This window comes from Neobacillus drentensis, assembly GCF_021560175.1.
GTDB lineage: Bacteria > Bacillota > Bacilli > Bacillales > Cytobacillaceae > Neobacillus > Neobacillus drentensis_A.
Map to the genome: position 1 here is coordinate 2900593 of NZ_CP091110.1, position 25797 is coordinate 2926389.

Annotated in this window: 28 protein-coding genes; 20 read left to right on the top strand and 8 right to left on the bottom strand. The window is 35.8% G+C overall.

From position 1 onward, the window contains the following. Positions 1-103: 103 nt before the first annotated feature. The 4 genes from L1999_RS13535 to L1999_RS29625 all read left to right on the top strand — a co-directional run bounded on the left by L1999_RS13535 (position 104) and on the right by L1999_RS29625 (position 2688). Positions 104-808: a class I SAM-dependent methyltransferase gene (locus tag L1999_RS13535; RefSeq protein WP_235744017.1), complete on the top strand. Its 705-nt coding sequence runs from the start codon at positions 104-106 to the stop codon at positions 806-808. Positions 809-968: 160 nt separating this feature from the next. Continuing rightward, positions 969-1400: a DUF4275 family protein gene (locus L1999_RS13540; RefSeq protein ID WP_235744018.1), complete on the top strand. Its 432-nt coding sequence runs from the start codon at positions 969-971 to the stop codon at positions 1398-1400. 170 nt (positions 1401-1570) lie between these two features. Further along, positions 1571-2158, top strand: coding sequence for a hypothetical protein (locus tag L1999_RS13545; protein WP_235744019.1), 588 nt, complete (start codon positions 1571-1573; stop codon positions 2156-2158). Between the two features lie 407 nt (positions 2159-2565). Beyond that, positions 2566-2688, top strand: coding sequence for a hypothetical protein (locus L1999_RS29625; RefSeq protein ID WP_275677630.1), 123 nt, complete (start codon positions 2566-2568; stop codon positions 2686-2688). Between the two features lie 19 nt (positions 2689-2707). Here L1999_RS29625 and L1999_RS13550 read toward each other — a convergent pair whose 3' ends face one another. Further along, positions 2708-3199, bottom strand: coding sequence for an RrF2 family transcriptional regulator (locus L1999_RS13550; protein WP_235744020.1), 492 nt, complete (start codon positions 3197-3199; stop codon positions 2708-2710). Positions 3200-3404: 205 nt separating this feature from the next. On the opposite strand from L1999_RS13550, the gene L1999_RS13555 reads away from it, so the two are divergent. Together L1999_RS13555 and L1999_RS13560 are read left to right on the top strand one after the other, a co-directional pair. Then, positions 3405-4058 (top strand): FMN-dependent NADH-azoreductase, encoded by a 654-nt coding sequence (locus L1999_RS13555; protein WP_235744021.1) that lies wholly within the window; start codon positions 3405-3407, stop codon positions 4056-4058. A 38-nt stretch (positions 4059-4096) separates the two neighbouring features. Next, positions 4097-4543 carry a carboxymuconolactone decarboxylase family protein gene (locus L1999_RS13560; protein ID WP_235744022.1) on the top strand — a complete coding sequence of 149 codons (447 nt, stop codon included), beginning with the start codon at positions 4097-4099 and terminating at the stop codon, positions 4541-4543. A gap of 344 nt (positions 4544-4887) precedes the next feature. Here L1999_RS13560 and L1999_RS13565 read toward each other — a convergent pair whose 3' ends face one another. Next, a complete protein-coding gene (locus tag L1999_RS13565) occupies positions 4888-5451 on the bottom strand; it encodes a uridine kinase family protein (protein ID WP_235744342.1) in 564 nt (187 codons plus the stop codon). Positions 5452-6231: 780 nt separating this feature from the next. Here L1999_RS13565 and L1999_RS13570 point away from each other — a divergent pair. From L1999_RS13570 to L1999_RS13605, 8 genes are all read left to right on the top strand, one after another. Further along, positions 6232-6780, top strand: a complete 549-nt coding sequence (locus L1999_RS13570) for a DUF4367 domain-containing protein (RefSeq protein WP_235744023.1) — start codon at positions 6232-6234, stop codon at positions 6778-6780. Positions 6781-7096: 316 nt separating this feature from the next. After that, entirely contained in the window at positions 7097-7474 is a 378-nt protein-coding gene (locus L1999_RS13575; protein ID WP_235744024.1) for a hypothetical protein, read from the top strand. A 181-nt stretch (positions 7475-7655) separates the two neighbouring features. Then, positions 7656-8141 (top strand): tetratricopeptide repeat protein, encoded by a 486-nt coding sequence (locus tag L1999_RS13580; RefSeq protein ID WP_235744025.1) that lies wholly within the window; start codon positions 7656-7658, stop codon positions 8139-8141. Positions 8142-8168: 27 nt separating this feature from the next. After that, complete coding sequence (locus L1999_RS13585; protein WP_235744026.1) at positions 8169-9176, top strand: hypothetical protein; 1008 nt, start codon at positions 8169-8171, stop codon at positions 9174-9176. 94 nt (positions 9177-9270) lie between these two features. Continuing rightward, positions 9271-9498 carry a hypothetical protein gene (locus tag L1999_RS13590; protein ID WP_235744027.1) on the top strand — a complete coding sequence of 76 codons (228 nt, stop codon included), beginning with the start codon at positions 9271-9273 and terminating at the stop codon, positions 9496-9498. 90 nt (positions 9499-9588) lie between these two features. Next, a complete protein-coding gene (locus L1999_RS13595; RefSeq protein ID WP_235744028.1) occupies positions 9589-9738 on the top strand; it encodes a DUF4083 family protein in 150 nt (49 codons plus the stop codon). Positions 9739-9822: 84 nt separating this feature from the next. After that, on the top strand, positions 9823-10359 hold the full coding sequence (locus L1999_RS13600) for a CBO0543 family protein (RefSeq protein ID WP_235744029.1): 537 nt from the start codon (positions 9823-9825) through the stop codon (positions 10357-10359). Between the two features lie 243 nt (positions 10360-10602). Next, on the top strand, positions 10603-11100 hold the full coding sequence (locus tag L1999_RS13605; protein ID WP_235744030.1) for a P-loop nucleotide/nucleoside kinase family protein: 498 nt from the start codon (positions 10603-10605) through the stop codon (positions 11098-11100). A 232-nt stretch (positions 11101-11332) separates the two neighbouring features. On the opposite strand, the gene L1999_RS13610 is transcribed toward L1999_RS13605, so the two are convergent. Continuing rightward, positions 11333-12571: an IS110 family RNA-guided transposase gene (locus L1999_RS13610; RefSeq protein ID WP_235742807.1), complete on the bottom strand. Its 1239-nt coding sequence runs from the start codon at positions 12569-12571 to the stop codon at positions 11333-11335. A 423-nt stretch (positions 12572-12994) separates the two neighbouring features. Between L1999_RS13610 and L1999_RS13615 the strand changes: the two genes are divergently transcribed. Next, a complete protein-coding gene (locus tag L1999_RS13615; protein ID WP_235744031.1) occupies positions 12995-13303 on the top strand; it encodes a hypothetical protein in 309 nt (102 codons plus the stop codon). Between the two features lie 367 nt (positions 13304-13670). After that, positions 13671-13862, top strand: coding sequence for an amino acid transporter (locus L1999_RS13620; protein WP_235744032.1), 192 nt, complete (start codon positions 13671-13673; stop codon positions 13860-13862). Positions 13863-14572: 710 nt separating this feature from the next. Here the strand turns inward: L1999_RS13620 and L1999_RS13625 are convergent. The 3 genes from L1999_RS13625 to L1999_RS13635 all read right to left on the bottom strand — a co-directional run bounded on the left by L1999_RS13625 (position 14573) and on the right by L1999_RS13635 (position 16835). After that, complete coding sequence (locus L1999_RS13625) at positions 14573-15424, bottom strand: alpha/beta hydrolase (RefSeq protein WP_235744033.1); 852 nt, start codon at positions 15422-15424, stop codon at positions 14573-14575. A 133-nt stretch (positions 15425-15557) separates the two neighbouring features. Next, entirely contained in the window at positions 15558-16631 is a 1074-nt protein-coding gene (locus tag L1999_RS13630; RefSeq protein WP_235744034.1) for an endo-1,4-beta-xylanase, read from the bottom strand. A gap of 39 nt (positions 16632-16670) precedes the next feature. Further along, complete coding sequence (locus tag L1999_RS13635; protein ID WP_235744035.1) at positions 16671-16835, bottom strand: Ig-like domain-containing protein; 165 nt, start codon at positions 16833-16835, stop codon at positions 16671-16673. Between the two features lie 360 nt (positions 16836-17195). On the opposite strand from L1999_RS13635, the gene L1999_RS13640 reads away from it, so the two are divergent. The 3 genes from L1999_RS13640 to L1999_RS13650 all read left to right on the top strand — a co-directional run bounded on the left by L1999_RS13640 (position 17196) and on the right by L1999_RS13650 (position 21193). After that, on the top strand, positions 17196-18209 hold the full coding sequence (locus L1999_RS13640; protein ID WP_235744036.1) for an aldo/keto reductase: 1014 nt from the start codon (positions 17196-17198) through the stop codon (positions 18207-18209). Between the two features lie 76 nt (positions 18210-18285). Beyond that, positions 18286-19260, top strand: coding sequence for an aldo/keto reductase family protein (locus L1999_RS13645; protein WP_235744037.1), 975 nt, complete (start codon positions 18286-18288; stop codon positions 19258-19260). Between the two features lie 361 nt (positions 19261-19621). After that, a complete protein-coding gene (locus tag L1999_RS13650) occupies positions 19622-21193 on the top strand; it encodes a flavin monoamine oxidase family protein (RefSeq protein WP_235744038.1) in 1572 nt (523 codons plus the stop codon). Between the two features lie 158 nt (positions 21194-21351). Here the strand turns inward: L1999_RS13650 and L1999_RS13655 are convergent, their stop codons facing one another. Then, on the bottom strand, positions 21352-22851 hold the full coding sequence (locus L1999_RS13655; protein WP_235744039.1) for an MFS transporter: 1500 nt from the start codon (positions 22849-22851) through the stop codon (positions 21352-21354). 610 nt (positions 22852-23461) lie between these two features. Here L1999_RS13655 and L1999_RS13660 point away from each other — a divergent pair. Continuing rightward, the gene (locus tag L1999_RS13660) at positions 23462-24631 is read left to right on the top strand and encodes an ROK family protein (RefSeq protein WP_235744040.1); all 1170 of its coding nucleotides are present in this window, start codon (positions 23462-23464) and stop codon (positions 24629-24631) included. A 171-nt stretch (positions 24632-24802) separates the two neighbouring features. Here L1999_RS13660 and L1999_RS13665 read toward each other — a convergent pair whose 3' ends face one another. Continuing rightward, positions 24803-25792: a glycoside hydrolase family 43 protein gene (locus L1999_RS13665; protein WP_235744041.1), complete on the bottom strand. Its 990-nt coding sequence runs from the start codon at positions 25790-25792 to the stop codon at positions 24803-24805. Positions 25793-25797: the final 5 nt, after the last annotated feature.

The following is a 25797-nucleotide window of genomic DNA, read 5'->3' on the forward strand; positions in this document are numbered from 1 at the left end:
AGCACTACGGAAACTGAATAATACAAAAACATTCAAAAAAAGGTTAAGTTTCCCAGCCCACTATGATAATATGAATTTAATTCTTTTATAGAGGTGAGTTTAGATGAGTAGAGCTGAGCAGAGCACTAAGTTAGATTTAGAGAGAATTATTTTCATTGGAAGAACGTTTGAAGAATATTTGGACATGTTTTCTCTTTCGGTAGCAGAACTGAAGGGGAAAAGGATACTTGACTGTCCAGCTGGGGCATGTTCTTTTACTGCTGTTGGAAATGCATTAGGGTTAAATATAACAGCTGCCGATATCGCATATTATCATTCTAATGAAGATCTTTATGTTAAAGGAATACAGGATGTTGAACATGCGATGGAACAGATGGAAATAGCAAAAACTAATTTTATTTGGGATTATTTTAATGATATAGAGGGGCTTAGGAAACATCGCCTACGTGCTTTAAATCATTGTGCAAAGGATATGAGACAATCAAGTGAAAGGTACGTTCCGGTCACTTTACCCTCATTACCCTTTAAGGATGGAGAATTTGATGTTCTTCTTTCTGCCCATTTTCTTTTTATGTACGCTGACCGATTAGATTATGAATTTCATATAAACACTTTAGACGAGCTATTAAGAGTTACCAAGGAAGAAATTCGTATTTTTCCTTTGGTGGATTTGGAAGGAAAGCGATATGAACATTTAGATAAAATAATAAGTTATCTAACTGAAACTGGTTGTTCCGTGGAAGAAGTTAAAGTTCCATATGAATTTCAGGTAAATGCTAACTCGATGTTAAAAATTAATAAAGGGTAATACTTTTGCTTGAAAAAGTAAGCAGTGGAATTCACTCCATTGCCTTTTTTGTTGCTGTGATTTGTGTATTTAAGCTTATTATAAGGGGAAATTACCTACAATTATTGGGGTGCTTTAGTAATTTAGTAAAATATCCGGGAGAAAGCTTGAGGAGTACAAAATGGAACAGATTGATTTGTTAAAAGCCAAGGGAATCATTGTTACCGAATTAAAAAACAAGAGAAACGAACTTCGGAAACAATGGGAAGAAACATTCGCTAAGCACCTTAGCAAATCCCAAAAAAGAAAAATATATTTACATCAGCATTTATGGCATATATTTAGCTATAATAAACTTTCTTGTTTAGAAGAACAAAAAGCAAGGGATGCCTTTAATAAGACAAAGAAAGATGCTTGTTATATTTTTTATCAAGACAATGAATATGTATTATTACTTGTAAACATTACAAGATTAAAGTCCGAAGACATTATCAATAAATTTGATGATTATATAAATGATGTTTATGTGGTTGATAAAAACTTTTTATGGACATATGTCCATACTCATGAATACTTTTGTGGACCCTATTTCTATCAACAAAACGGGGAATAGCAATTTTAGATTATACAAGTATCCAAGACCCAGCTGCCTTTCTGGTGGCTTTTTATTTGTTCTACTTTGGCTAGTTAGAAGAGAAGGTCTGTCACAAAATACCATTGATATTCTAGTCATTATATCTATAAAATGAAGCCAAAAAGCGATTCTATGAAAGTGTGGAATATTTGAAACAAAATCAACTTTTATTCTTGGCATTAGCAAGTAGTATATTGGTTATTTTACTTGGATTTTTTCAATGGTATTTGGTCGATAAAATAACTGAATTTTTGATGCTGCCTGTTTGGTTAGTGATCTTTGGTTTTTTTATTTTCATTACTGTAAAGGTCACCATACATTTATTTAAAAATAAGGATTGGAAGCCGTTAACCATTCAACTAATAACAATTTTATTGTGGTTGTACTTTCCATTTACTCAAGTTATTTTAGATTTTGACTTCAAATCGAATAGAACGGAAAGAGAAGAAGTAGTGCAAATGGTGAAAAACGGTACTTTGAAACCCAACATTTCTTACGACCCATCAATTATCCAATTACCTAAACAATATCACCGATTATCTAAAGGTGGCGGAGAGATAGTTATCGAAAAAAACAATGACTTGATTTTGTTCTTCACATATCGTGGGATATTAGATAACTTCTCTGGCTTCGTATACTCACCATATAGTAAAAAGCCAAGCCATAACGATTTTGATGGGGATTTTAAACAAATAGAAAAGTTAGATGAACATTGGTATTTTGTTGGCTCTAATTAAGCTAAAGGGTACTTCATGTTTGAATATAGGTCGCTGATGCGATCTTTTTTTATTTGGTAAAGCGGCCGGTTAGTTCATTAAGAGTTTATAATTCAAAATTCACTTAAACAGAATTTCTATGTAATTGTTTTTACAGAATAAGTTTATTAATCAAGGGTTTAATGGGAATATTATACAAAACAATGAAGCATGGAGTGATATTAATGCTATATGAGTTTGTTTTATCTTTTATTTTTACATTATTAGTAGTTACTACAATCAACTTTATAGTAAATAAAATCCTACCTAGCAGATCAACAAAAGAGAGAAATGTTTATTTTCTAATGGGACAAAGTCTTTTTATCGCTACACTACTTACCTGGTTTATCTAGCTGTTGTTTAACCTACTTTTTTGAGGTGAACTAATAATGAGCATACAAGTAAAACTAAGAGATATTATTGAGGAAATGGATTTGCAGATTGATAGAAAATTAAACGAGCTTTTTCCTTGTACTAAGCAAAAAAACCTCTCCAAATTCCTGTTAATTTAGGAATTTTACGAGAGGTTTTTTATATGCTGCTCTTCGAAAAATACTTTTGAGTACCTTCACGTATTTGTTTGGGTAAGACACGATCAAGTTCTTCATTTAACCATGACAGTGTTTTACTACGCAAGTAATCACGCATTTTTTCTTCAGCAGAGAGCATAACTAAATTGATAGTGCAAGAGGAGGGAGCTGAACAGCAGTTTTCTCTATACAAATAGCCATTGTCTTTTATATTTTTGCATTGAAAAATAGGTTTAGGACCTTCAACAGCTTCAACTACATCCCAAAAGGAAATATCCTCTGGTGACTTGGATAACCTATATCCTCCCTTTACACCAGGTACAGAACTTACAATGCCAGCCTTAGATAATTTACCAAAAACTTTTGAAAGAAATGTCTCAGAAAGTCCTTGGAATTCTGCCAAATCCTTTATCCCAACACTTTCATTGGAAGGAACATCGATTAAATAAACCAGACAATGTAAAGCATATTCAACTCCGACACTATACTGCATATAAACTCACCTACTTTTAATTTTAAGGGTTATTAAATTGTATCTTAGAAATATTTAGAGTGTTAGTCAAATAAAAGAAATTTCTTTTGGATAAATCGTATTCATTTGACAAAAATAATTATAGCCTATATTATAGACAATGTTAATCGACGATAGGATTGATCTTTAATTGGATCTTAAAATTCACCTTAAAGGGGAAATAAAAATGAACAAAACACTTATTATTAACGCACATCCAAAAATAGATGATACTTCTTCAGTTAGCTTGCAGGTTTTTAACCACTTTTTGAAAACTTATAAAGGATTAATTCATGATAGCGAAGTAATTGAACAGATTAACTTGTATAGTGATGTAGTGCCGATGATAGATAAAACGGTTTTAAGTGCATGGGAAAAACAAAGAAAAGAACAGGAGCTAACTCCCCAAGAACAAAAAGTAACGGAGCGTATGTCCGAGATCTTACAACAATTTAAGAGTGCAAATACGTATGTCATCGTTTTACCTTTGCATAATTTTAATATTCCATCAAAGTTAAAAGATTATATGGACAATATCATGATTGCTCGTGAAACTTTTAAATATACTGAAAATGGCTCAGTGGGTCTACTTAAAGACGGACGAAGAATTCTTGTCATCCAAGCAAGTGGAGGAATCTATACAAATAATGATTGGTATACAGAAGTTGAATACTCTCACAAATACCTGAAATCAATGTTTAATTTCCTTGGGATTGAAGATTTTCAAATCATTCGTGCACAAGGAACTAATTTATTAGAGCCGAAAGAGGTATTAGAAAAAGCATATAAAGAAGTTGAGGAAGCTGTTTCAAGATTAGCATCTAAATTAATAATGTCATAACTGAAAAGAAGGAAAAGAAGTATAAGGAGGTCATTGAAATGGAACAACGAGTTGATTATTACAATGTAGCACCAGAAGCACTTAAAATAATGATGGAAATGGAGAAGTATACGAAAACAACAGGTATAGACCGTAAAGTTCGTGAACTTATAAAAATTCGGGCTTCTCAAATAAATGGGTGTGCATTTTGTCTTAACATGCATACAGCTGATGCTAGAAAAATGGGAGAAACGGAGCAACGTCTATATTGTATTAGTGCTTGGAAAGAGTGTGAGTTCTATACAGAAGCAGAAAAAGTAGCTTTAGAGTTAACTGAGCATGTGACATTGATACCGACTATGCGTGTACCTGATGTATTGTATAATCGTGTGCGTAGACACTACACAGAAAAAGAATATGTGGACCTTATTATTCTAATAAACCAAATAAATAGTTGGAACAGGATTTCAATTTCTATGGGAAATATTGCAACTTTAGCGAAATGATATTAATGTTTTTTTTTTTTTAAATACCTATCTTTGAAGATAAGCCATTCTCTTTTGGAGTACCCGCAGGTATAAAAACACATATAAAAGCAGATAAAATAGCAGAGTCATTCGCATAAGAATTCGCTCTGCTATTTTGTTGATTTGATGAGTTTACGACAATTCTTTTCCCAAAATTAACATTATAAATAGCGGGTAAATTAGCATGAGCATAATAAAAATTATGCTTTTGCTATTTGTAGTGTTAATATACCTGCTAATTGGATAACTAAAAAAAACGACAGTTCACCTGTCGTCATTAAAATTTATTATGAACATAAGCTTCCGTTAGCTTAATAAGATATTTATTTAGTCCCATTAACAATAAGGTCTGCTCTTTCAAAAGGTTTATGTTCTTGAATATATAGGTCTTCTGAAATCATCCAATTATTTTCCCACATTTCACGAGCCCCTTCCCCGTCTCTCTCAAGTCCCCGTGAAAGCCTTAGTTCTCGAGGACAATGAACCCATATAGTAAAATCGTATTTTTTAGCTAATTCCCTACGAATAGAATAAACACCCTCTATTATGACAATTCCCCCGATGGGAACAGTATGCCATTCTGTTAAACCATCCGTCTCCCAATCATATCTCTGATAATGTCCTTCTTTGTTTTGATTAATAGGTTCAAGAACTTGATTTAATAAACGTTTCCAATCAAAATCTGCACCAATTGGTTTTTTCTCCGGATGTATCTTTATTATTTGTGAGGATGGTAAATAAAAATCATCCATATGTACAACAGTTACATCGTAACATTTATCCTTCAATTTTTTTGCAATTGTACTTTTTCCTGAACCCCCACAACCATCTATTCCAATTAACAAGGTTGATTGTTTTTTAGGAATTGAATCAATTGACCCAATCAACTGTTCTAAATTATTAAATTCACCTTTTTTTGTTTTGAAATTCACTCTATCACCACTTTTAAATTTTTTATAGTTTTTATTACGATTCAGTTACACCCGTTTATTGAAGTAACCCGCCTGTTAGTTCAATAAGTTTCTTTACTAATTTTACCATACAAATCCTCTTAATAATGCAAAAAGAATTGCGATTTTGGGTGTGAAATCCACTGCTTTTATACTTGTTTTTATATATGCTTTTTCCTATGTGGGTACTCCAAAAGAGAACAACTTACTTTGAAGATGGGGTATTTTTTTGTACTAATGTGGATTATGTTAACTTAGATTGATTATTGTTATGAAGGAAAAGAAGCTTCTGGTTTTGGCTGGCAGCAACGGAGGATTGTTAATATTGTTTATAACAACAATCATTCTTATGATATTTCCTTAAAAATTCAAGTTCCCGATAGTAACAATAAACCATTTGAATATAAAGAAGACCTGGCTAAAGTCAGAGTTTCTCCATCTTGTAATAGTCCAAAATTGGATGGTAGTCACGGCTTTTAGGTAGAAGTATTGGATTACCAACATAAGTAACGAGAATAGGTGTTACCTTTAATTGGTAGCACTTTATTTGAATGACCTGTTCAACTAACTGGGTTCTTTTGTTTAGGATGATGATCGCTGCGGTAATCATTTTTTTGTTTAACTAACTGTGCAGGTTAGTTACATATGTCACGATAAATAATCTTTCATAAATAGGGAAGAATACTTTTTAAAAGGATAAAGAGGGTGGATGGAGCATTGAATAAAAGAATTAACTTTATTTGTTTAATACTCTGTATAGCTTATTTTGTACCAACTAATGATATAGCCTTTGCCCATCCAAACGATACTCCTCCTTCATTTGAGGAAATGTTCACTCAAGGTGGATATAAATCTGCTGATGTAGCAGTTAAGGAATTTGAAAATCACTTTGAACAAAATGTAAATTTGCCAAAAATCAAGCCTTCAATTCCTTTCACCCATCAATTCGGAAGATTTTATGAAGATAAGAATTATGACTCAAATGATTTTCTATCAATCCATTTTGTGAATGAAAAGTCACGAGATAATAATTATAAAGTTGATATTCGACCCTTAAAAAATAAAATAAATTTTAAGGATAGAGGCAATCAAAAGGTCTATACACTTGAAAATGGTCAAAAAGCCATTTATATGGATGATGCTCCAATTATGAATTTTCTTGTTTTTGAAAAAGATAATTGGCAATATATGCTCGGCATTGACAAAAAGGTATCAAACAAAGTTACACCCGAAATATTAGTAAAGATCGCTAACTCAATTGATTAAATTAAAAAAGACAACCAAGGGACAAGGTGGTCTTTTTTTGCTAGTTAATAATCATTTTGTTTATAGTTCTACCGCTTTATTTTAGAAGCAGGAATAACAAGACTCCACTAAAGAATGAATTTCGTAAAACTACGCCATGACAAGATTGAGACAGATTGTACTTAAACTACAGGGTACTTGAGTTGAAAAACGTAATGAGTTGTTGCGGCAGCTCTTTTTTCAATTGCTTCTCAACTAACTGGCAACATTAGTGAGCAAGAAAAAAAGGAAGAAAAACCCATTCCTTTAACATATAATTAAAAAGGGAGGGGTCAATATGATAAAAAAGGCTTTAATGTTATTTCTTTTTTTTACTTTTTTATTAACTGCTTGTTCAGATTCTAAATTGATGAATTTCGTTGGTGAAAGTAAAAATTGGCAAGTTAAATATACAGTAAATGTGTTTGCCGAAAAAAGTGAATCATCAAAAGTTACAATAAGATATATCGGAGAAAAGCCAGTTCCTAAAAAGATAAAATATACTGTTGAAACTGCTACTGGAAATACAGGCGGTGAAACTCCTTTAAAGAATGGAGTATTGGTAACAGGTGAAGATTCCTGTAGTGGTTGTTCAGTTACCCAAAAAAATGAAAAAATAACTGCAACCATAACTTGGAATGATGAATCAGAAACTATAATTTTAAAAAATAATTAGCAATTACTCCAATAAGTGAAAAGGGTGAGGGTTTAGTTTTCATTTCCTCACATTTTTCAACGGATTAGCTTTACCTTTCACAACAAATGGACTTTTTCAGAAGTCCTTTTTTATAGTAATTGAAAAGATTTAAAAGAAAATTGAAAACATCTAGTTCACCTACCAGGTGTTAAATGGAACAATGGTAATGCTTTCTCCTACTAGTAACTTGGCTGAGTCATGCAATAAGATACAGGAACCATTAGGAAGAGGAGATTTTATGGGGATTATTTCATTATTAAAACTAAAAAAATATGACGATTACGTATATAGGGCAGTTATTTATGATGAATTATTCCAAACAAAAAAGGCTATTCAAGTAATGGAATCAGCGGTTAGAAATGAGAAGTTCAATAAAAAGGAAATAGCCAGTGGCTATATATTTTTGGGGATACTTTATTCGAAAATAAAAGATTACGGTAAAGCTTCAGATTGTTACAACCAAGGGCTTGAATTAGTGATAGATGAGAAAATTTTTTATAGCAGCAATTTTAAAAAGGCAATTGAAACGTTTGTCAAAAATGGGGACATAGAAAAAGCAAAATTCTGGTTGGATCATCTCCTTGAACGACAAAGCTATGATAGAAAATTTAAACGACTAGTCAAATTAAAAACTAAATTAGACTGAGGACTTAAACTGCGGGTGCTTTAGTTGATGATGGAATTATTACTCAGGGCGGCCTGCCTTTTTTTTGTGAATAAAGAATGTGTAAGGAGCTCGGTATGTATGCTTCAAATGCACCTAATTAAAAAACTTAAAACATCTTTTCAAATAAAATTTTCAAATAATCAACGCTTTTTATGCCATACAATGGGTAGTAAAACAGTGGTTTTTGATTCAACTTCTTGGGAAAAAATTGCGGAGCTTAGTAAACCTAAAGATCCAGGCTATATTCAGTTCTCACAGAACGATGATTATTTATATATTAAAAGGACAATTGGAACAATTTGCGTTTATGAAACAGAAGGGTTTCAATTAATCAAAACCATAAAATCTAATAAAAAATTCAAACTAGTTGAAGCGGACTTTGCAATAACTAATACTCCCTTCCTTATCCTTGATACACTGAATACCAAAGACGGGTACCAGCTGGCTCTAATCAATATTGAACAGGGGGAACATACGGTACTTACTGATTTTAAAGATTCAACTCTTATTGAGCTTAATCAGTTTATCGAAGCTGAAAATTCCTATTTATTTACTATGACTTATGAAAATACCCGGGGGTACATAGATCATCAAATCGTAAAAGTAACAGAGCCAATTGAAAAAGGGTCAATAGAAGTGATCCATAACTCAGAAATTTGGTATTGGGAATCGATCATCTATAGTTCTATTCATAGCATTTATATTGTGGTTCAGAATTATGACCTAGTTATACTTGATGGAAAGTTTAAAAAAGTTTTAAGGAAGTTTAGCATAACAAATGATAAATACCCTGAATGCCTTGGTTATTTTCAACACATTCACCTATCAAATAGTGGTCAATTTATTATCATTACTTATAGTAAGACAGTTTTAATACTGGGATATGATGACTTAGAACCCATTGTAGTTGAAAAAATCCAATATGCTTGTTTTGGGGAATTCAGCCATGATGACCGGTTTTTACTAATAGGAACTTATGAGAATGGATATATACTAGAAAACACTTTACTTTAAGCGCCAAAGTTAAGGATCAAAGCTGTCTTAGAGGATAAGAACATTAGCTACTCAGCTTTTATTTAACAATTTGAAAAATTGGAGAAAACAGGTTATGACATTATTATTTGTTGGTATTGGCTGCATTATTGTTGGATTTGGTTTAAGTTCACTTAGTTTTTATGAAGTTAAAGATGGTTTAAAATTTCTATTTGAAGAGAGAAATAAGATAAACAAGATAGCCTTTTTCTTTACCATATTTGAATATGTGACAGGAATATTTATGGTTGGAATACTACTCATATTGTTAGGAATAGTTATTATTGTCTTTACACTTTTCTGAAATTTACTTTTAGGTAAACAGATTTTTTAAAAATAATTTTGCTACTTTAAAAAGAATGGTATGATATGGTAAAAAAAGGGGTGGATAACTGTGGTGAATTTCGGGGACATTACCTTTCAGTTAATTGCAATCCTTATTCCAATTGCTTTTATTAGTGCGATAGTCGTATTTGTCCGTTCTACGAAGAAACGCAACGAACAACTAAAACGAATCGAAGAAAAATTGGATAAAGTATCTTAGCTATAGTCCAAGAAGATATGAATATATCGAGAATTGATGGATAAATTAAGAAAGTATAAATTGTGAAATATGGAGTGTATACTTTTGAAACATCCAACTTTTGAAGATGTCAAAAAGGTAAGAGAAACTCTGAGGGATGTTTCAATTAATCACTGGTTCCATGATGACCTATTTACGTGGAAGTGGTGGTTACTGCTGATCTCAGCTACAATACCATGGCTTATATGGATAAGGTTTCGCGATAAAGAAAGAACTTTTGAAATCCTCAGTTATGGCTTAATTTGGGCAACTTTCGCTTCGATAACCGATGTAATTGGGGGAGACATGATTTTATGGGGTTATCCAGATAAGTTGTTACCGACAGTACCTCCTTTATTGCCTGCTGATATTACAGTAATTCCAATTTCTTATATGTTTATGTACCAGTACACAAAAACTTTTAAAACCTACTTGGTTTTCTCCTTTTTACTATCTGGATGTTTTTCATATATAATAGAGCCTCTATTTATAAAAGGGCAGATGTTTGCTTTACATAACTGGACACATACTTACTCATTTATTGGTTTTTTTGTACTCTCTCAAATAGTATATTTTATAATAAAAAAACTTACTCCAATATAGAAAAATCTTTTTCGAACTGGGTGGTTTAGTAAAAGAACAATCGGACTGCTGTTTTCGGCAGTCCTTTTTCATGATCGTTTTTCAAGTAAAGGGGCAAGTTTATTAAAGAAGGAATATAAATGAAATTGGTAGAATAAGAAATTGGATATAAATCCTAACGTCTAATATTCAAAAGAGGAGAATGTCTATGGGAATAAACGAAGTAAAAGGTTTAAACTAAAATAAGCTCGGGGGTTAAAAAATATGAAACAATCAGGGACGCTATACTTTTTCTGTGGAAAAATGGGAGCTGGAAAATCAACTAAATCAAAACAATTGGCGATAGATAAACATGCGGTACTGTTGTCTGAAGATGAATGGCTTTCATCTCTATATCCCAATCAGATTGCATCATTTGAGGACTATCTAAAATTCTCAGCACAGCTCAAGCCGTTGGTGAAAAAGCATGTCCAAAACATATTAAGTGTCGGTACAGATGTAGTGATGGATTTTCCAGCTAATACTCAAAAACTGAGAAAGTGGTTTTTGGATATGGCGTCAGAGGTCAATGCAAGCCATCAACTAATTTTCCTTAATCTAAATAACGAGCAATGCTTACGTCAAATTGCTCAAAGGCGGAACGAACAACCCGAAAGAGCAGCTTTTGACACGGAAGCGGTGATTATTCATGTTACAAAATTTTTTGAAGCACCAGAGGCATCCGAGGGGTTAAATATTTTAGAGTTTAGCGGAAAAGAATAACAAGGAGTTCAATGATTTACTCACATTTCCTTTTATATCATATGGAGCACCTCCCAGAACAAAAGGTAACTCTTTGTGAAGTGGTACACTTAAACCAAACCAGCTAATAGTTTGTCAACATTTTTCAATAAAAAGTTTAATAACCACATGATATACTAAAAATGTTCATGCCAAATAACCTTCCGTTGTTTAGTAATTGGAAGGTTTTGTTGTATTTAGTTAGATATAGTTCCTAAACTATATCTTGGAAAGTGGTTCTGCTTTTTAGTAAGGCATAAATCCAATGTAAGAGTTTGTTTACACAAGCAATAATGGCTACTCTAAAGGGTTTTCCTTCTTCTCGTTTCTTGTCATAAAACTCTCGTAGTCTTTTATTACGTGGAATAATCTCATCAGTTGTTTTCTTTTTTCGACTATCCCGAATACCACTTTGAACAGCCAAATATAAGGCGTGTCGAAGTCTACAAGATCCACGTTTAGTTATTCGGTTTACTGATGCAGTAAACTTCCCAGAAGAGTATACACTAGGATCTATTCCAGCGAACGCAACTAACTTCTTGGCATCATTAAATCGATCTATCTCTCCAATTTCAGAAATAATCGTGGCAGCGATTTTTTCTCCGATTCCAGGGATAGATTGAAGGATTTCATATTCTTCAATTTCACTAGCGAGGGCATCTATTTCATCCGCAATATTGGATAGATGCTCTTGGTATTGAAGAACAATCTTAACCAAGATTTCAAGGTTAAAAATATGACTATCGTAGAGATTGTTTTGAAAAGGATCACAAAGGGCTGCTTCTCTTAACTTCTGTGCCTTTTCCTTTGCCCAAGACTCCGAACGACTCGTACATAATGAAGCTATTTTATCCGTTAACTCTTTTTCACTCACACTTAATACAGCCTTAGAAGTAGGGAATTCTAGTAAAGTAAGCAGTGATACTTTCGAATATAGGCTTCCAAATACACCCCGATACTCGGGAAAAACCTGATCAATTAAAGAATGTAACTGTATCTTTGTTTTAGCCGATATTTCAGCAATACTCTCCTGTTGTCTTGTCAGATTACGTAGGTTTAATAGTTGAACTCCACGCTTTTTGTAAGGCTCTAGCTCCTCTTTATAAAACAGTTCACAAAGGTGATAAGCATCAATTGCATCAGTTTTTACCTTTCGGAGGCTTGAGCTCTTAGCTCTATGAGAGATAAGGGGATTGACGATAATATAAACATAATTTTGTTCCTCTAGAAACTGAATAACGGGAATATGATAATGACCAGTTGATTCTAAAACAACCGAAGGTTGATGACCACCAGCAGCCTTTTCAACATCTTTAAGGAACTCTAATAAACATCCTAATCCCTTAAGATCGTGAGTAATACTAAAACTTTTACGATAGGGTTTACCTTTATCTAAAAACGCTTGAACCTGACTTTCTCCTTTTGATACATCCAGACCAATCACTGGATTCATTAATTTTCTCCTCCTCCTAGAAATACAAATTAGTCGGTAACCCCTAATGCTCCTTGTAATGTCATAGGTTCGCTTGTTAAACGGGATCGTGGTCCCAACCAGCCTGAAACATGTTTATACAAGTAGGGGGTGAACAGTTTAGTTGACGGGAACGAGTCCCACGGGTGCGACGTTCTACCCCGACTACCGATATAATAAGACCATATAGAAAAAGGTCAACCAGAAATATCTGGCTAACCTTATATTACGAACGGGTGCAAGAGTTGAAGAAACAGGGCTGTCGTTACGGCAGCTCTTTTTATTGTGCTAACGAGGCAGATCGTTTAATAAAAAGCATTTCCAATTAAGGAGATATTTGTTATAATTAGTGTAAAATTACACTATTACGGATGTGTTGTCTATCTTTTTTAAGGGGGAGTGGGATTGAAAAAGGTGCATTTTTTTATATGGATGTTAATGATCGTTGCAACCGTATTAGGCGTATACGGACAATCTTTAGCCTATTATGTGGATGAAAATATAGCTAATACAAATCATCCAATCTATTACGTAACCGTCTTTACGGTTAGTAGCGTCATCCTATACTTCGTTACCTTTTTATTAGCATATTTGTTGAAAAGGGGAAAAAAAATTGATAATAAAGTAACTTCAATATACATATATGGTTTTGGAATGATAGGTATAGGCGTATCCCTATGGTCAGTATTTGTTTGTGTGATGTGGTGGGGCTAAATTATTTTGATACAGACCTGTTCTTCACGAACTAGTGTGACTCTTCAAGAAGGAAACGTTTTTTTAAAATGGAAAAATCCAATTTATGGAATATAATGATAATAAAAGTTGGGGGGATAACATGTTTAAACTCATACTAAGTGTGGGAATATTTTTTATTGCTATATTACTTAGTTGTTACTATTTTGTAGGTGTTAGTTTTATTAAGTCTTTACAGATGACATTTATTATTACAATGTTACACATTTTATTCCTATATATCGATAATAAATTACAGAAAAATAAATCTATATATATTTGATAAGGTATTAAAAAAATAATGGAGTTCAGGTTAGATTATTCAAAATTTAGTAAAGGGGGGTGTTTTATGAAGGACGAAAACAAACCATTTAATGATGTAATAGACCACTTTAACAGGATAGAAGGAAATGCTTCTAATGTTGTTAGCAGGAATGCGGTAAAAAAGTTGCCTAAACCATTAAAATATTTTGGGTATTTTATGGCTGGCTTCATATCAATATCCATCTTGTTAATGATAATTTTAAATTTATTACACTAACTTATACTTGATATTTAGTCTGACTGATAACGAAATTCCAAAAAGATTAGACTTGTTTAACTTAATGGTGCGATTCCTTAAAGATGAAGGATGGATTTTTTCTGAACCTCAAGGAAAGAATGTGAAATATTTCTCTTAACAGAACCGGGTGCTTAAGTTTTAGATCTGTTCTGTCATCGTGGCAGCTCTTTCTTGTTGAAGGGCCAGTTCAGTCGAACCTGGATAAATTATGGGGATGTTTGAAGAAAGAAATATAAAGTAATCCTAAATGGGTGCGAAACCAGAGTTTAGTCCCAAAGTTCATTTAAGAGTTTGTGAATACTTGTACATGATACTGTATTGATTTTTGCTTGTTGAACTTAAGCGGCAGAATAATAGAAAGAAAAACGGATATGAAACAAAGATAAAGAGGGGACGATGCAATTCATAAGTTGTAAATAGTATAAACCTATAAAATAACCGAAAAAGCATAAAATTAGTTAGAATTACTTAATATATTTGAGCGTTTATTTACTAATAGTACAATGGTTTTGGAGTTTTACCTATGAGATTCCAATAATTATGTTTATTATTATGTTTCTACAAAAAAATTCCCTTAAGCATCAGTCTAAGGGAAAGGTAAAATCATCTTTAGTTATTTATTTATTTATTTTTCAAAAGGAGCCATCTATTTTCTGTCTATAAATTGAAAGCAGACGGCATGTGAATTTTTATAAACGTTCCATGATAAACCCAAAAATCAGATCTAATAATTCCTGACTCCAGAAAGTACCCTCATGCGGTCCATGATCAACCTCAATCATTTGGGCATCTGTCCCACAGTCACACAATTTATGAAACATAGTAAGACTCTGCTCATATGGCACAGGCTCATCGTTGTTTCCTTGTACCAGTAAAAATGGCGGATATGTCATTCCTTCCTTTACTTTGTAAATGGGACTCATATCCCTAAAAACATCCAAATTTTCTTTTGGATTTCCACCTGCCAGAGCGATATCGACTGGTGTTGGATTTTCAAGCCGAGCTTCCCGCTTTAGTAAATCTGCCGGACCAAAGCAATCCACGACCAGCTTAACTCCATCCGAATAATCGGCATATTCCTCTGTTCGATAGGTAGGATCATCAGCTGTAAGTCCAGCAAGCAAAGCCATATTTCCTCCGGAGGAAGTACCCCAGATCCCAATTCGATCAGCATCAATATGATATTCGGCACTCTTTGCTCTCATGAATCGGATTGCCGTTTTGACGTCCTCAAAGCATGCTGGCCACGGATTTTCTTCCAAACTGTTCCGGTGAGTAATGGTGGCAATCACATAGCCTTTTGCAGCAAGTTGGGAGAGTTGTGGAATTTGATAGTACATATTGGGATAAGTCCAGCCACTGCCTTGCACGAAGACAATACATGGGTACTTTTCCTGTGAGTCTTCGGGAATCTGTGGGGATATAATCGTCATCTTCGTACCTTTCGGTTGGGAGAGCGAATAGATAATATCTGGTAATATGTGTGCCAAGCCTTTCAAAGACGGATTGTAATCGATTTTCTTAATTTCTGGATATGTCATGCCAAGTTCACCTCTATTAATATTTCGCTGCATATTGTATTTCTTTACAATTCCTTGATTGCCATTTCCAAATGGATTGTTCCGCCAAACACATTTCCAATGCTTAAGAAACCCGCAGAAAGGGGAGGGAAGCCTACACTAGTACATCTGTCTGGAGTAGATTAACGAGCTGTACATTTTCAGCATCTTTATCTAATTGGAAGCTTACTATTTTATCTCCACAAACCAGCTCAAATTCTCCAAGGAATCCTTCAAAGGAAATTATTCCATTTTCATCTGTCTTGCAGCACACATTTGTCGACCAGTCTTCTTTGATTAGTTTCTTCAGGACTTTATAAGATGGTTTTAAACTATTATCTTTTCTGATAAAGCCGGAAGGAGCACCAATCCAGGCCCCATCATCACTGAACTGCCACGATGAAATGGCTTCAACTAGTGGATGTTTAAACAGAATCGAATACATTTCTTCTACTTCTTTAGCCTGGCGTTCTTCGTCTTCTGGGGTAGAGGGCCATTCTGGAATCTGGTAATCATTCAGGTCGCCAATTTCAGGCGGCATAAGATGTCCAGATAACAAAGAGTTTTCCGTAAAGTGAATCGGAAGTCCAAAGTGGGAGAAACGGTTTAGTACTTCTTCCAATTTCTCATGTCCCCAATAACCCTGATGCTGGTGAGATTGAATCCCAATGGCATCAATTGGAACCCCTGCTTGTAAGCATCCATCAATTAAGATTTCATAGTTAATGGATGTATTAAAATCATTTAATAATAGAGTCGCGCCAGGATTGCATTCACGTGTTTTGGCAAACATCTCTTTAATCATGCCAACACGGCCAAGCTCTTTGCAAATCCGGGTAATGCCGTTGTCATATTTATCATAGATGGGCATGATCACTACTTCATTGATGACATCCCACATATCAATTAACCCTTTGAAGCCGGTTACTTCACGTTCAATTCGGGCCAGTTGTGCTTTCAAAATTTCTTCATTGCTCATATCCAAAAGCCATGGAGCTGTTGCTGTGTGCCAGACTAGGGGATGTCCTTTCACGGTTACGTTTCTTTCTTTTAACCATTGTGCAGCAGCCTTTAATTCTTTTGTCCGAGGTTTGCCTTTTTCAGGCTCAAATCCGTCCCAGTAGTCAGGAAAAACTCCCCAATAGAAGGGCAGGGTGGCAAAGTTAAAAACATCTAAGAACTTATCCATTTTATCTTCCAAAAAGGCAAGTCTGTCTGCTGGTACACTTTAATTTGCTACTTCAATCGTATCAAATATACCGCAGCCGAATAAAAACTGGTGATTTACTAGTCTTAGTGAGACTTCCTTTCCTTTAACAGGATTTCCTGATTCATCAACAAGTTTAATGGTTTTGCGCGCCATTCTGTGTGCAAATTCATTTGTCTGGCCCATTCTATCCCTCCATTTTCATCCATGTTACGCATAGTCCACTATAGAAAACGCTTTCGCATTTCTATTAAATTTTACCAAACTTGATTTATCCAGTAAACTAACTTTAAAGAATAATTTTTAAAATTCACGATTAAATATATTATAATATTTTTAAAAAAATATTTATAATAGTTTTATAAGCGACTAGTTAGTTTAGCCGACAAACTATTATAAGGGAAGGATCTGATGAAAAAGCTAATAAACTATTAAACTGTAAGCCGGATTTTCCAGGTAGTGAATAGGTACTGATTCCAGCCGCTGTATATCCATTTAATCAGTAAAAAACATGGTTCCTACATAAAAATTTAAGGAGTGAAATCAATGGAATTTCGTTATTTAGGGAAGTCTGGTTTAAGGGTAAGTGAGCTTTGCTTGGGTGCGATGACGCTTGGCCGTGAAACAAGTGAACAGGACAGCTTTAACATTTTAGATCGTTTCGTTACAGAAGGCGGAAATTTTATTGACACAGCCGATGTTTATACAGGAGGCGTTTCGGAGCAAATCGTTGGCAAGTGGCTGCAAGGCCGAAAACGGGATGATATTGTCCTTGCCACAAAAGTCCGCTTTGCCATGGGAGAGGGTCCAAATGATATCGGCCTAAGCCGAAAACATATCATTTCTGGTGTTAAGGAAAGCTTGCGCCGCCTTGGCACCGATTATATTGATCTCTATCAGGTTCACGCTTGGGATCCTCGTACTCCTTTGGAGGAATCCTTAAGCACCTTAAATGATTTGGTACGCGAGGGACTAGTCCGCTATATTGGTGCCAGTAACTTTAAAGGCTGGCAATTGCAAAAAGCGATTGATTTAAGCCGCCGAAATGGTTGGGAAGCATTTGTCAGCCTGCAGCCGCAATATAATCTGCTCTGCAGGGCAACAGAATGGGAACTGTTAGACGTTTGTATCAATGAAGGATTGGGTGTCATGCCTTGGAGCCCGCTGCGCGGCGGATGGCTGAGCGGTAAATATACCAGGGATATGGTGAAACCTCCTGAGAATACTCGTGTAGCTTTAGCGGAAAAAGAAGGCTGGGGAGAATCTTGGAACAATTATAACAATGACTTCACATGGCAGGTGTTAGAGACTTTATATGCTGTGGCAAAAGAAGCTGAAAAAACACCGGCCCAAGCAGCCATTAACTGGCTATTAAATCAACCAGCTGTAACCGCTCCAATTATTGGTGCCAGAACAATGGAACAACTGGAAGCAAACCTTGGTGCAGCAGGCTGGTCTTTAACGAAAGAGCAAATCGACCGATTAAACAGAGCTAGTGATCTATATGTGACCTATCCATATAATGAGGACGCGAACAACCAACGAAATAGAGGGAGATAATAAGTCCATTGTATCTGGATGAAAAGTATTAAAAAAATAGTATTTCATCTAATTCAAATAACAGGAGGCGGATGGTATGGAATATCGTAGACTAGGAAACTCAGGTTTAAAGGTTAGTGAAATTGGGTTAGGCAGCTGGCTGACATATGGAACTGCCGTAGAAAAAGAGAAGTCTGTTGCTTGTATTCATAAAGCATATGAGTTAGGGATTAACTTCTTTGATACAGCCAATGCCTACAACCAGGGAGCAGCAGAGGTAGTTTTAGGGGAAGCGTTAAAGGAATACACCCGCTCCAGTTATGTGTTAGCAACAAAAGTTTATTTCCCAATGGGAGACGGCCCAAATGACAAGGGGCTTTCGAGAAAACACATAATCGAACAATGCGAGGCAAGTTTGAAACGTCTTGGGGTCGAATATATTGACTTATATCAATGTCACCGCTATGATTCCGAAACACCGTTAGAAGAGACGCTCAGAGCATTAGATGATTTAACTTCACAAGGAAAAATCCTGTATGCAGGTGTGAGTGAATGGACGGCGGAACAAATCACAGACGCGGCCCATGTGGCAAAAGAAAAGAATTTTAGGCCGATTGTATCCAATCAGCCCATTTATAATATGCTGGTCCGTTATATTGAAAAAGAGGTACTGCCAGTCAGTGAGAAACACGGAATGGGGCAAGTCGTATTTTCACCGTTGGCGCAAGGGATTTTGACTGGAAAATATAAACCTGGGCAAGACATCCCATCATCGAGCCGTGCGGCCAATCAGGAAACAAACAGGTGGATTACAAGTTACTTAAATGATGCTGTCTTAACAAGCGTCCAAAAACTTGAAAATATTGCACAGGGTCTAGGAATCAAATTGTCCCAATTAGCACTAGCGTGGGTATTAAGGCAGCCTGGAGTAAGTTCTGCCATTATTGGAGCGAGCCGTCCGGAGCAGGTGGAGGAAAATGCAATAGCATCTGGCTTCAGAATTCCAGAAACCATTCTAGAAGAAATCGAATCTGTTTTGGCGGAAATAAAAGGGTTCGTACCAATCTGGTAATAAAGTTAATTAGTATCTAATACCTTGTTACATTTGAATGAAATTATAAATGGTTAGATGAATTCTGGAACAAATTTTTTTATAAAGAAGCACTCGAAAATGTTGTGAAGTCAACGTTTTGAGTGTTTTTTTTTTTTCGAGAATATTGATTTTCTCAGCTGTTCTTCAATACTTCTGAATAAGAGCAACATTCGTTCGGTAAAACAAAAAATTATAAATGTTAAAAAAGGACAAACCGGCTTCCTTCCTATAGCAAATAAAAGAAACGATGCATAGTTTATTGAAAGATCATTTACTATCACACGATAGCAATTCAATAAAAAAGCATGTTTTTATTTTTTTGCATAAAGGAGTTGGTTGTTTGGCACGGACGTCATTAGCAAGGATCCTGCAAAAATCATTTCAATTGGCAGAAAAAGAATGGAAAGGACAAAAATGCAATGGACAAGCTGCTGACCAGGATGGTATTTTTCCAAAAAGAGAACTTGTCTCGATTGAAAAGGAAAAGAAGCTGTTTTCTAAATTTCATGAGGAGGAAGAAATGGCTCCAAGGATTGTTATTGTCGGAGCAGGTTTGGCAGGTCTCACTTGTGCCTACCGGCTGAAGCAGGGTGGGATTGAATCGACTATTTATGAAGCAGCGGAACGGGTTGGGGGACGTTGTTGGACAAGAAGAGACTATTTTAAAGAAGGACAGATCGTCGAACGCGGTGGTGAATTCATTGATACTTGTCATATAGAGATTCAGAAGCTGGCAAAAGAGCTAGGATTAGAATTAGATCATTTAACCAAGGCAGAAGCTAGAGGTACCAAACCATTTTATTTTATTGATGGGGGCGATTATTCCTTTAAAGATGTGACAGAGGATTTTAAAAAAATCTTCTCGAAACTTCAAACTGATTTAATAAAAGCAAGTGAAACGACACTTTACGATTGCTACACAGAGCGGGGATTTGAGTTGGATCATATGTCCATTGTTGACTATATCAATGAAATCGTCCCAGGAGGCATGCAATCGAGATTTGGTAAATTATTAGCATTGGCGTATACGATTGAAAATGGCGCTGATGCCCGAAAGCAAAGTGCATTAAATCTACTTTATTTATTAGGGTTTGCTCAAAGGGAAAAATTTCAAATGTACGGGGATTCAGATGAATGCCTTCATGTGAGGGGTGGAAATGATCAGATCCCGGACATTTTAGCAAAGAATCTTAATGGACAAATTAGATTTAATTCCCGGCTTAAAAAGATTGAACATGATGGCCAAAATGAAATACGGCTTGTTTTTCAAAATGATATAAAGGAATGGGATGTTTTTGCGGACAAGGTCATTCTAGCAATCCCTATTAGTATTTTAAGAACGATAGATTATGAGAGTGCAAGCTTCCGTTCATTAAAAAAACAGGCGATTAAAGAGATGGGTATGGGTGTTAATACCAAACTTCATGTCCAATTCGACGGAAGAGTTTGGAATGAGTTTGGAAATAATGGAGAGACGTTTGCAGATGCAGGCTATCAGCAGACATTCGAGTCCTCACGAGCCCAACAAGGTAAATCAGGAATTCTTGCTAACTTCACAGGAGGAGAAACGGCTGCCAAACTGTTTGCGTTAACAAATGATAAAATAGAAGAAAGGACTAACAAATTCTTGGACAAGTTAAACCTTGTGTTACCAGGAATTAAGAGGAATTGGAATGGACTAGCCACTGTTGATCACTGGCTTAGCAACCAATGGACTAAAGGCTCCTATTCCTATTTGAAGGTTGGCCAACATACAAAATTTGGTGGTATTTTGGGACAACGGGAAGGGAATATATTCTTTGCGGGTGAGCACACATCCATTAAGTATCCGGGGTATTTAAATGGAGCAGTTGAGTCTGGGGAAAGAGCTGCAGAAGAGATTCTTGAGGATATGTTAAAAATAGATAAATGAGCTGCCAAAAATGAAACTGGATTGAAATAGCTATAAATTCATTTTAAATAAAAGTACCCAATAGAGAAGACCTTTTTACCGTGTCTACTCTATCGGGTAAAGTCTAGGGCATAATGTTTGCCCCTTTTTCATTTTAACTCTTACTAGAAGCTCTATTTTTAAGCTTTTTTGATCTTAGCACGAGCCGCATCAAGTTGCTTATTGATATCAACGACGTCTTTATCAGTAAGTGGGTAAAGAGCCATAACAATCATCGATACAATCGCGAGCGCCGCTGGAATCCAGATTGCTGTGATATTGATACCGGAAAGAGCACTAGCTGTTTGTTTCGCCGCATTGCCATCGAAGCCGAAAGCTGCAAGGAACCAAAGCGGAATGGCACCACCAAGAGTAAAACCAATCTTGAAGAAGAGACCCATGATCGCGTTGATGATCGCAGCGTTACGTTTACCAGACTTCATTTCACCATAAGAGACAACCTCAGGAACAAGTGCCCACATGAAACCAGTTGCAGAAGTAAGACCCCATTGCTTAATGAAAGTTGAAAAATAAGCAAGGAAGAGTGAATCATGCATGCCATCTAACGACCATACCCAAGTAAGGATTTCCCCAACAACAAACATACCAAGGAAGAAATGGAAGAATCCTTTTTTACCAAAGATTTTTCTCAATTTTGGCCAGAAGACTGGGAAAGCAATACCAGGAATGGAAGCGATTAGACCTACTGCACCCATCCAGTCTGAGTGGTTGACCGTGTACTGATTAAAGAATCCATTCACTGTGTTCATGAAGAACATGAAGGTGAACGCAAGCATAAAGAAGAAACCAAGAATAATGAGCGGTTTGTTGTTCTTCAATTCAACGAACAGGTCCAAAGTTTTTACTTCTGCGGATTGTTCAGCAGTGGCCACAACACGTTCTTTTGTGAGACGGTAGCAGAAGAACAAAGCCAAAGCCCCGAGTATCATGTAAACCATGTAAACCTCAAACCAAGCGTGGCTTGCAGATGCATCGGTATAAGTACCCATATTAATCTTAAGACCAAAGAAACCAGTGTCTTTCATTGAGCGGTCTTTTGGAGCTGCCATTTGAACAAACATCGGAAACAGTGTGTAAACCAATAGGTTAGCAATGTTAGCCAGCATCATACGAGTGGTTGTGATTTTATCTACGGATTCAGGGTCACGTGTAAGGGATGCATTTAATGAACCGTAAGGAATGTTAACGACAGAATAAACCAAGTCAAGCAAAAAGTATGTGATAAAGGCGATTGGCACTGAACCACGAATGGCTGGAATTGGAACAAAGAGCATCGCTGCTAAGATAACAAGTGGAACACCTGCAATCAGAAGCCAAGGACGATATTTACCGTTTTTGAATGTATGTTTATCGACGAAAGTACCAACCATTGGATCCCAGAAAACGTTGACAATTCGGACAAACAAGAAGATGAACCCTGCTGCTGCTGTACCAATGGCATTGACGGTAGTCAGATAGAGAGCCAGAAATCCTCCGACAGTACCAAATACGAGGTTTTGGGCAAAGTCCCCAAGGCCGTAACCGATTCGTTCAGAAAGGCTGAGCTTATGGTACTCATTTTGTTGAATGTTTTGTGTGTTTTTGTTCATTTGTTTAACGGTTGATTCCATTAAAGCCATGTGATAAATCTCCTTTACGGTTAAATTTTCAATCAGTTTATCCGCTTACATAATAGACATTTAAAAAAAATCTAGTTGAAAAGATGAGCCAATCGATCTTTTATAGACTCAAAAGTAGGGTTAACCGCTTTCACCGATGGTAAAAAATTAGCAGCAACTACTCTAAGAGTTGAATACTTTATGAAGTGAACGATACATTCACTAACAAACTAGAAATCTTTCAATAGAAGGAATGAAAAAATTCATTTACCCCTTTAGTTTGTTTGTTTAAATAAACAAAGAAGATACTTTATCTAATCACCCTAAACAATACTTAAAATCCTCTAAAAAGTAAATATGTTGTATTAACTTTCCTGTAAAGCCTTATTTCACCTCTTTAACTAGAAATATAACTCTGAAACCGTCACTACTTTAGTACAAAAACAACAAAATTACTTTTAACTTAGTTTGTCCATCAGATAAAGTAAGTTGTGTGTTTATACTAACACATCTTTTTTAATTGAACAATATACAAACTTATAAATTTTTACGATATAATAAAAAAATAATCAAATTCAGGAATCGGCCGTTAGATTGAAAAGATAATCAGCAAAAGAGATGAGGAGAAAAGGTGAAACTAGCAGAACAAAACGATAGCAAAATGCATAGTCTAAACATTATTTTGAGTACAATTATGAAACACTACCCAATCTCTAGGGCAAACCTCTCGGAAATAACCAATCTGAACAAAGCAACCGTTTCTTTGCAAACGAATACATTGATCGAAAAACAGCTTGTCTCCGAAATTGGGGTAGGAGTGTCGAACGGGGGCCGAAAACCTATATTGCTAGTTTTTAATAAAAATGCCGGCTATGCGATCGGAGTTGAACTTGCTGCCAATTATATTCAAACGATTTTAAGTGATTTAGAGGGGAATTTGCTTTTCTCTGACTTATTTGAATTTGCAAACGAGTCATTGGAAGCGCTTAAATCAATTTTAATTGATCGAATTAGGCTGGTGACGAGGCATGCACCGGAATCTCCATATGGCATTATTGGGATCGGTGTAGGGGTACATGGATTTGTGAATGAGAATCAAACGGTCTTATATACTCCCCATTCAAATTGGGACAAAGTGGACATAAAAAATTTGCTCGAAGTCCATTTTAACTTTCCTGTTTTCATTGATAATGAAGCAAATGCCGGAGCTATTGCAGAGAAATTGTATGGTGCCATTAAGAATTCCGATAACAGCATTTATATCAGTGTAGGAACTGGTATTGGTCTGGCGATCATGGTAAACAACCAGCTTTACCGCGGATCAGGTGGAGTTTCTGGAGAAATGGGGCATATGACCATTGAATTCAATGGAAAAAAATGCGGCTGCGGAAACCAAGGATGTTGGGAGCTGTATGCATCTGAACGTGCATTTTTTAAGAATCTTTCCAAAATAAAAAATGGAAGGGAACTGACACTTGAAAAGGCCACTAAGATGATTCAGGAAAACGATGGCGATCTATTGATGGAAATAGAAAAATATGGGTATTATTTTGGGGTTGGTTTAACGAACTTGATTCATACGTTTAACCCTGACTCGATTGTCTTGAGAAGTAACTTGATTGAGGCGAATCCCATCATTTTAAAATCGATTAAGAAGACGGTTTCAAGTAGGATATCAAGGCATATACCGCTTAAAAGTGAGATTTTCATCTCCCAGCTCAACAAAAATGCCCCTGTCCTCGGAGCGGCTTCGTTTGTGATCAAAAAATTCCTTGAAGATGCCAAGATGGTTAAGGAATAGGATGACCTGTTGCAAAACAGTTAAATAACATATTCGGAATGAAAAACATAGTTTGAGAGCGAAATAATGGGGAAGGATTAATGAAAAAGGATACCCATTTCCAGGCATCAATCTTAGTAAAAAAGACCTTGGAAGCTAATAAAGCTTTTCAAGGTCTTTTTATGCATTTATTTACTTTGAGTAAGGATCGATGGTTTGAATGGTTCCGTCTTCATTGTATGTTAGTTCGGTATATTTTACACAGCGTTTGTGGTCAACCCCATCAGACAGAGAACAGTCATGATAAAATAAATACCATTTATCCTCAAACTGAACAATTGAATGATGAGTGGTCCAGCCGATGACAGGGGTCAGGATTTTCCCTTTGAAAACGAATGGACCTAGAGGATTTTCGCTGATTCCATAAACAATGGTATGGGTCGTACCAGTAGAGTAAGAAAGATAATATTTCCCATTGTATTTATGGACCCACGGGCCCTCAAAAAATCTTCTTTCCTCATCTCCGGCAAGAATGGGCTTGCCATCTTCGTCTACAATCGATAGTTCTTGCGGATTTTCCTTAAAACGAAGCATGTCCTCCGTTAATTCTGCTGCCATTGGTCCTAACGCCGGTTGTGAGGGATCAGGACCCTCGGCATCAGAAATAAATGCACCTGTCTGCCATTTCTCTAATTGTCCACCCCAAAGACCGCCAAAATACACATAGGCTCGGTTGTCGTCATCCACTAGAACGGCGGGATCAATACTGAAGCTTCCTGGAATATAATTTTCTTCCGCTTTGAAAGGGCCGGCAGGATTAGAGCCTGTCGCAACACCGAGTCGAAAGATCCCATCCTTATCTCTTGCTGGGAAAAATAAATAATACTGGTTATTTTTAAAAGCAGCATCGGGTGCCCACATCTGTTTACTAGCCCAAGGAACATCTCGAATATGGAGTGCTTCGCCGTGGTCTACACAGGGGGAATGGAAATTATCGATCGACAAAACATGGTAATCTTCCATCGCATATTGATCACCACTACCATCATCAATCGTTTTTCCAGTATGTTCAATATCATGGGAAGGATAAATATAAAGTTTGCCTTCAAATACATGTGCAGAAGGATCTGCCGTATAAATATGGTCAACCAAAGGTTCATTTGCTTTGACAATTTTTTTCATGATCT

Coding starts and splice junctions, on each gene's coding strand:
- L1999_RS13555 (WP_235744021.1), top strand. CDS start 3,405: ATGAACAAAACACTTATTATTAACGCACATCCAAAAATAGATGATACT.
- L1999_RS29625 (WP_275677630.1), top strand. CDS start 2,566: ATGAGCATACAAGTAAAACTAAGAGATATTATTGAGGAAATGGATTTG.
- L1999_RS13605 (WP_235744030.1), top strand. CDS start 10,603: ATGAAACAATCAGGGACGCTATACTTTTTCTGTGGAAAAATGGGAGCT.
- L1999_RS13665 (WP_235744041.1), bottom strand. CDS start 25,792: ATGAAAAAAATTGTCAAAGCAAATGAACCTTTGGTTGACCATATTTAT.
- L1999_RS13580 (WP_235744025.1), top strand. CDS start 7,656: ATGGTAATGCTTTCTCCTACTAGTAACTTGGCTGAGTCATGCAATAAG.
- L1999_RS13590 (WP_235744027.1), top strand. CDS start 9,271: ATGACATTATTATTTGTTGGTATTGGCTGCATTATTGTTGGATTTGGT.
- L1999_RS13620 (WP_235744032.1), top strand. CDS start 13,671: ATGAAGGACGAAAACAAACCATTTAATGATGTAATAGACCACTTTAAC.
- L1999_RS13560 (WP_235744022.1), top strand. CDS start 4,097: ATGGAACAACGAGTTGATTATTACAATGTAGCACCAGAAGCACTTAAA.
- L1999_RS13550 (WP_235744020.1), bottom strand. CDS start 3,199: ATGCAGTATAGTGTCGGAGTTGAATATGCTTTACATTGTCTGGTTTAT.
- L1999_RS13585 (WP_235744026.1), top strand. CDS start 8,169: ATGATGGAATTATTACTCAGGGCGGCCTGCCTTTTTTTTGTGAATAAA.
- L1999_RS13635 (WP_235744035.1), bottom strand. CDS start 16,835: ATGGGCCAGACAAATGAATTTGCACACAGAATGGCGCGCAAAACCATT.
- L1999_RS13640 (WP_235744036.1), top strand. CDS start 17,196: ATGGAATTTCGTTATTTAGGGAAGTCTGGTTTAAGGGTAAGTGAGCTT.
- L1999_RS13630 (WP_235744034.1), bottom strand. CDS start 16,631: ATGGATAAGTTCTTAGATGTTTTTAACTTTGCCACCCTGCCCTTCTAT.
- L1999_RS13610 (WP_235742807.1), bottom strand. CDS start 12,571: ATGAATCCAGTGATTGGTCTGGATGTATCAAAAGGAGAAAGTCAGGTT.
- L1999_RS13535 (WP_235744017.1), top strand. CDS start 104: ATGAGTAGAGCTGAGCAGAGCACTAAGTTAGATTTAGAGAGAATTATT.
- L1999_RS13645 (WP_235744037.1), top strand. CDS start 18,286: ATGGAATATCGTAGACTAGGAAACTCAGGTTTAAAGGTTAGTGAAATT.
- L1999_RS13540 (WP_235744018.1), top strand. CDS start 969: ATGGAACAGATTGATTTGTTAAAAGCCAAGGGAATCATTGTTACCGAA.
- L1999_RS13575 (WP_235744024.1), top strand. CDS start 7,097: ATGATAAAAAAGGCTTTAATGTTATTTCTTTTTTTTACTTTTTTATTA.
- L1999_RS13625 (WP_235744033.1), bottom strand. CDS start 15,424: ATGACATATCCAGAAATTAAGAAAATCGATTACAATCCGTCTTTGAAA.
- L1999_RS13655 (WP_235744039.1), bottom strand. CDS start 22,851: ATGGCTTTAATGGAATCAACCGTTAAACAAATGAACAAAAACACACAA.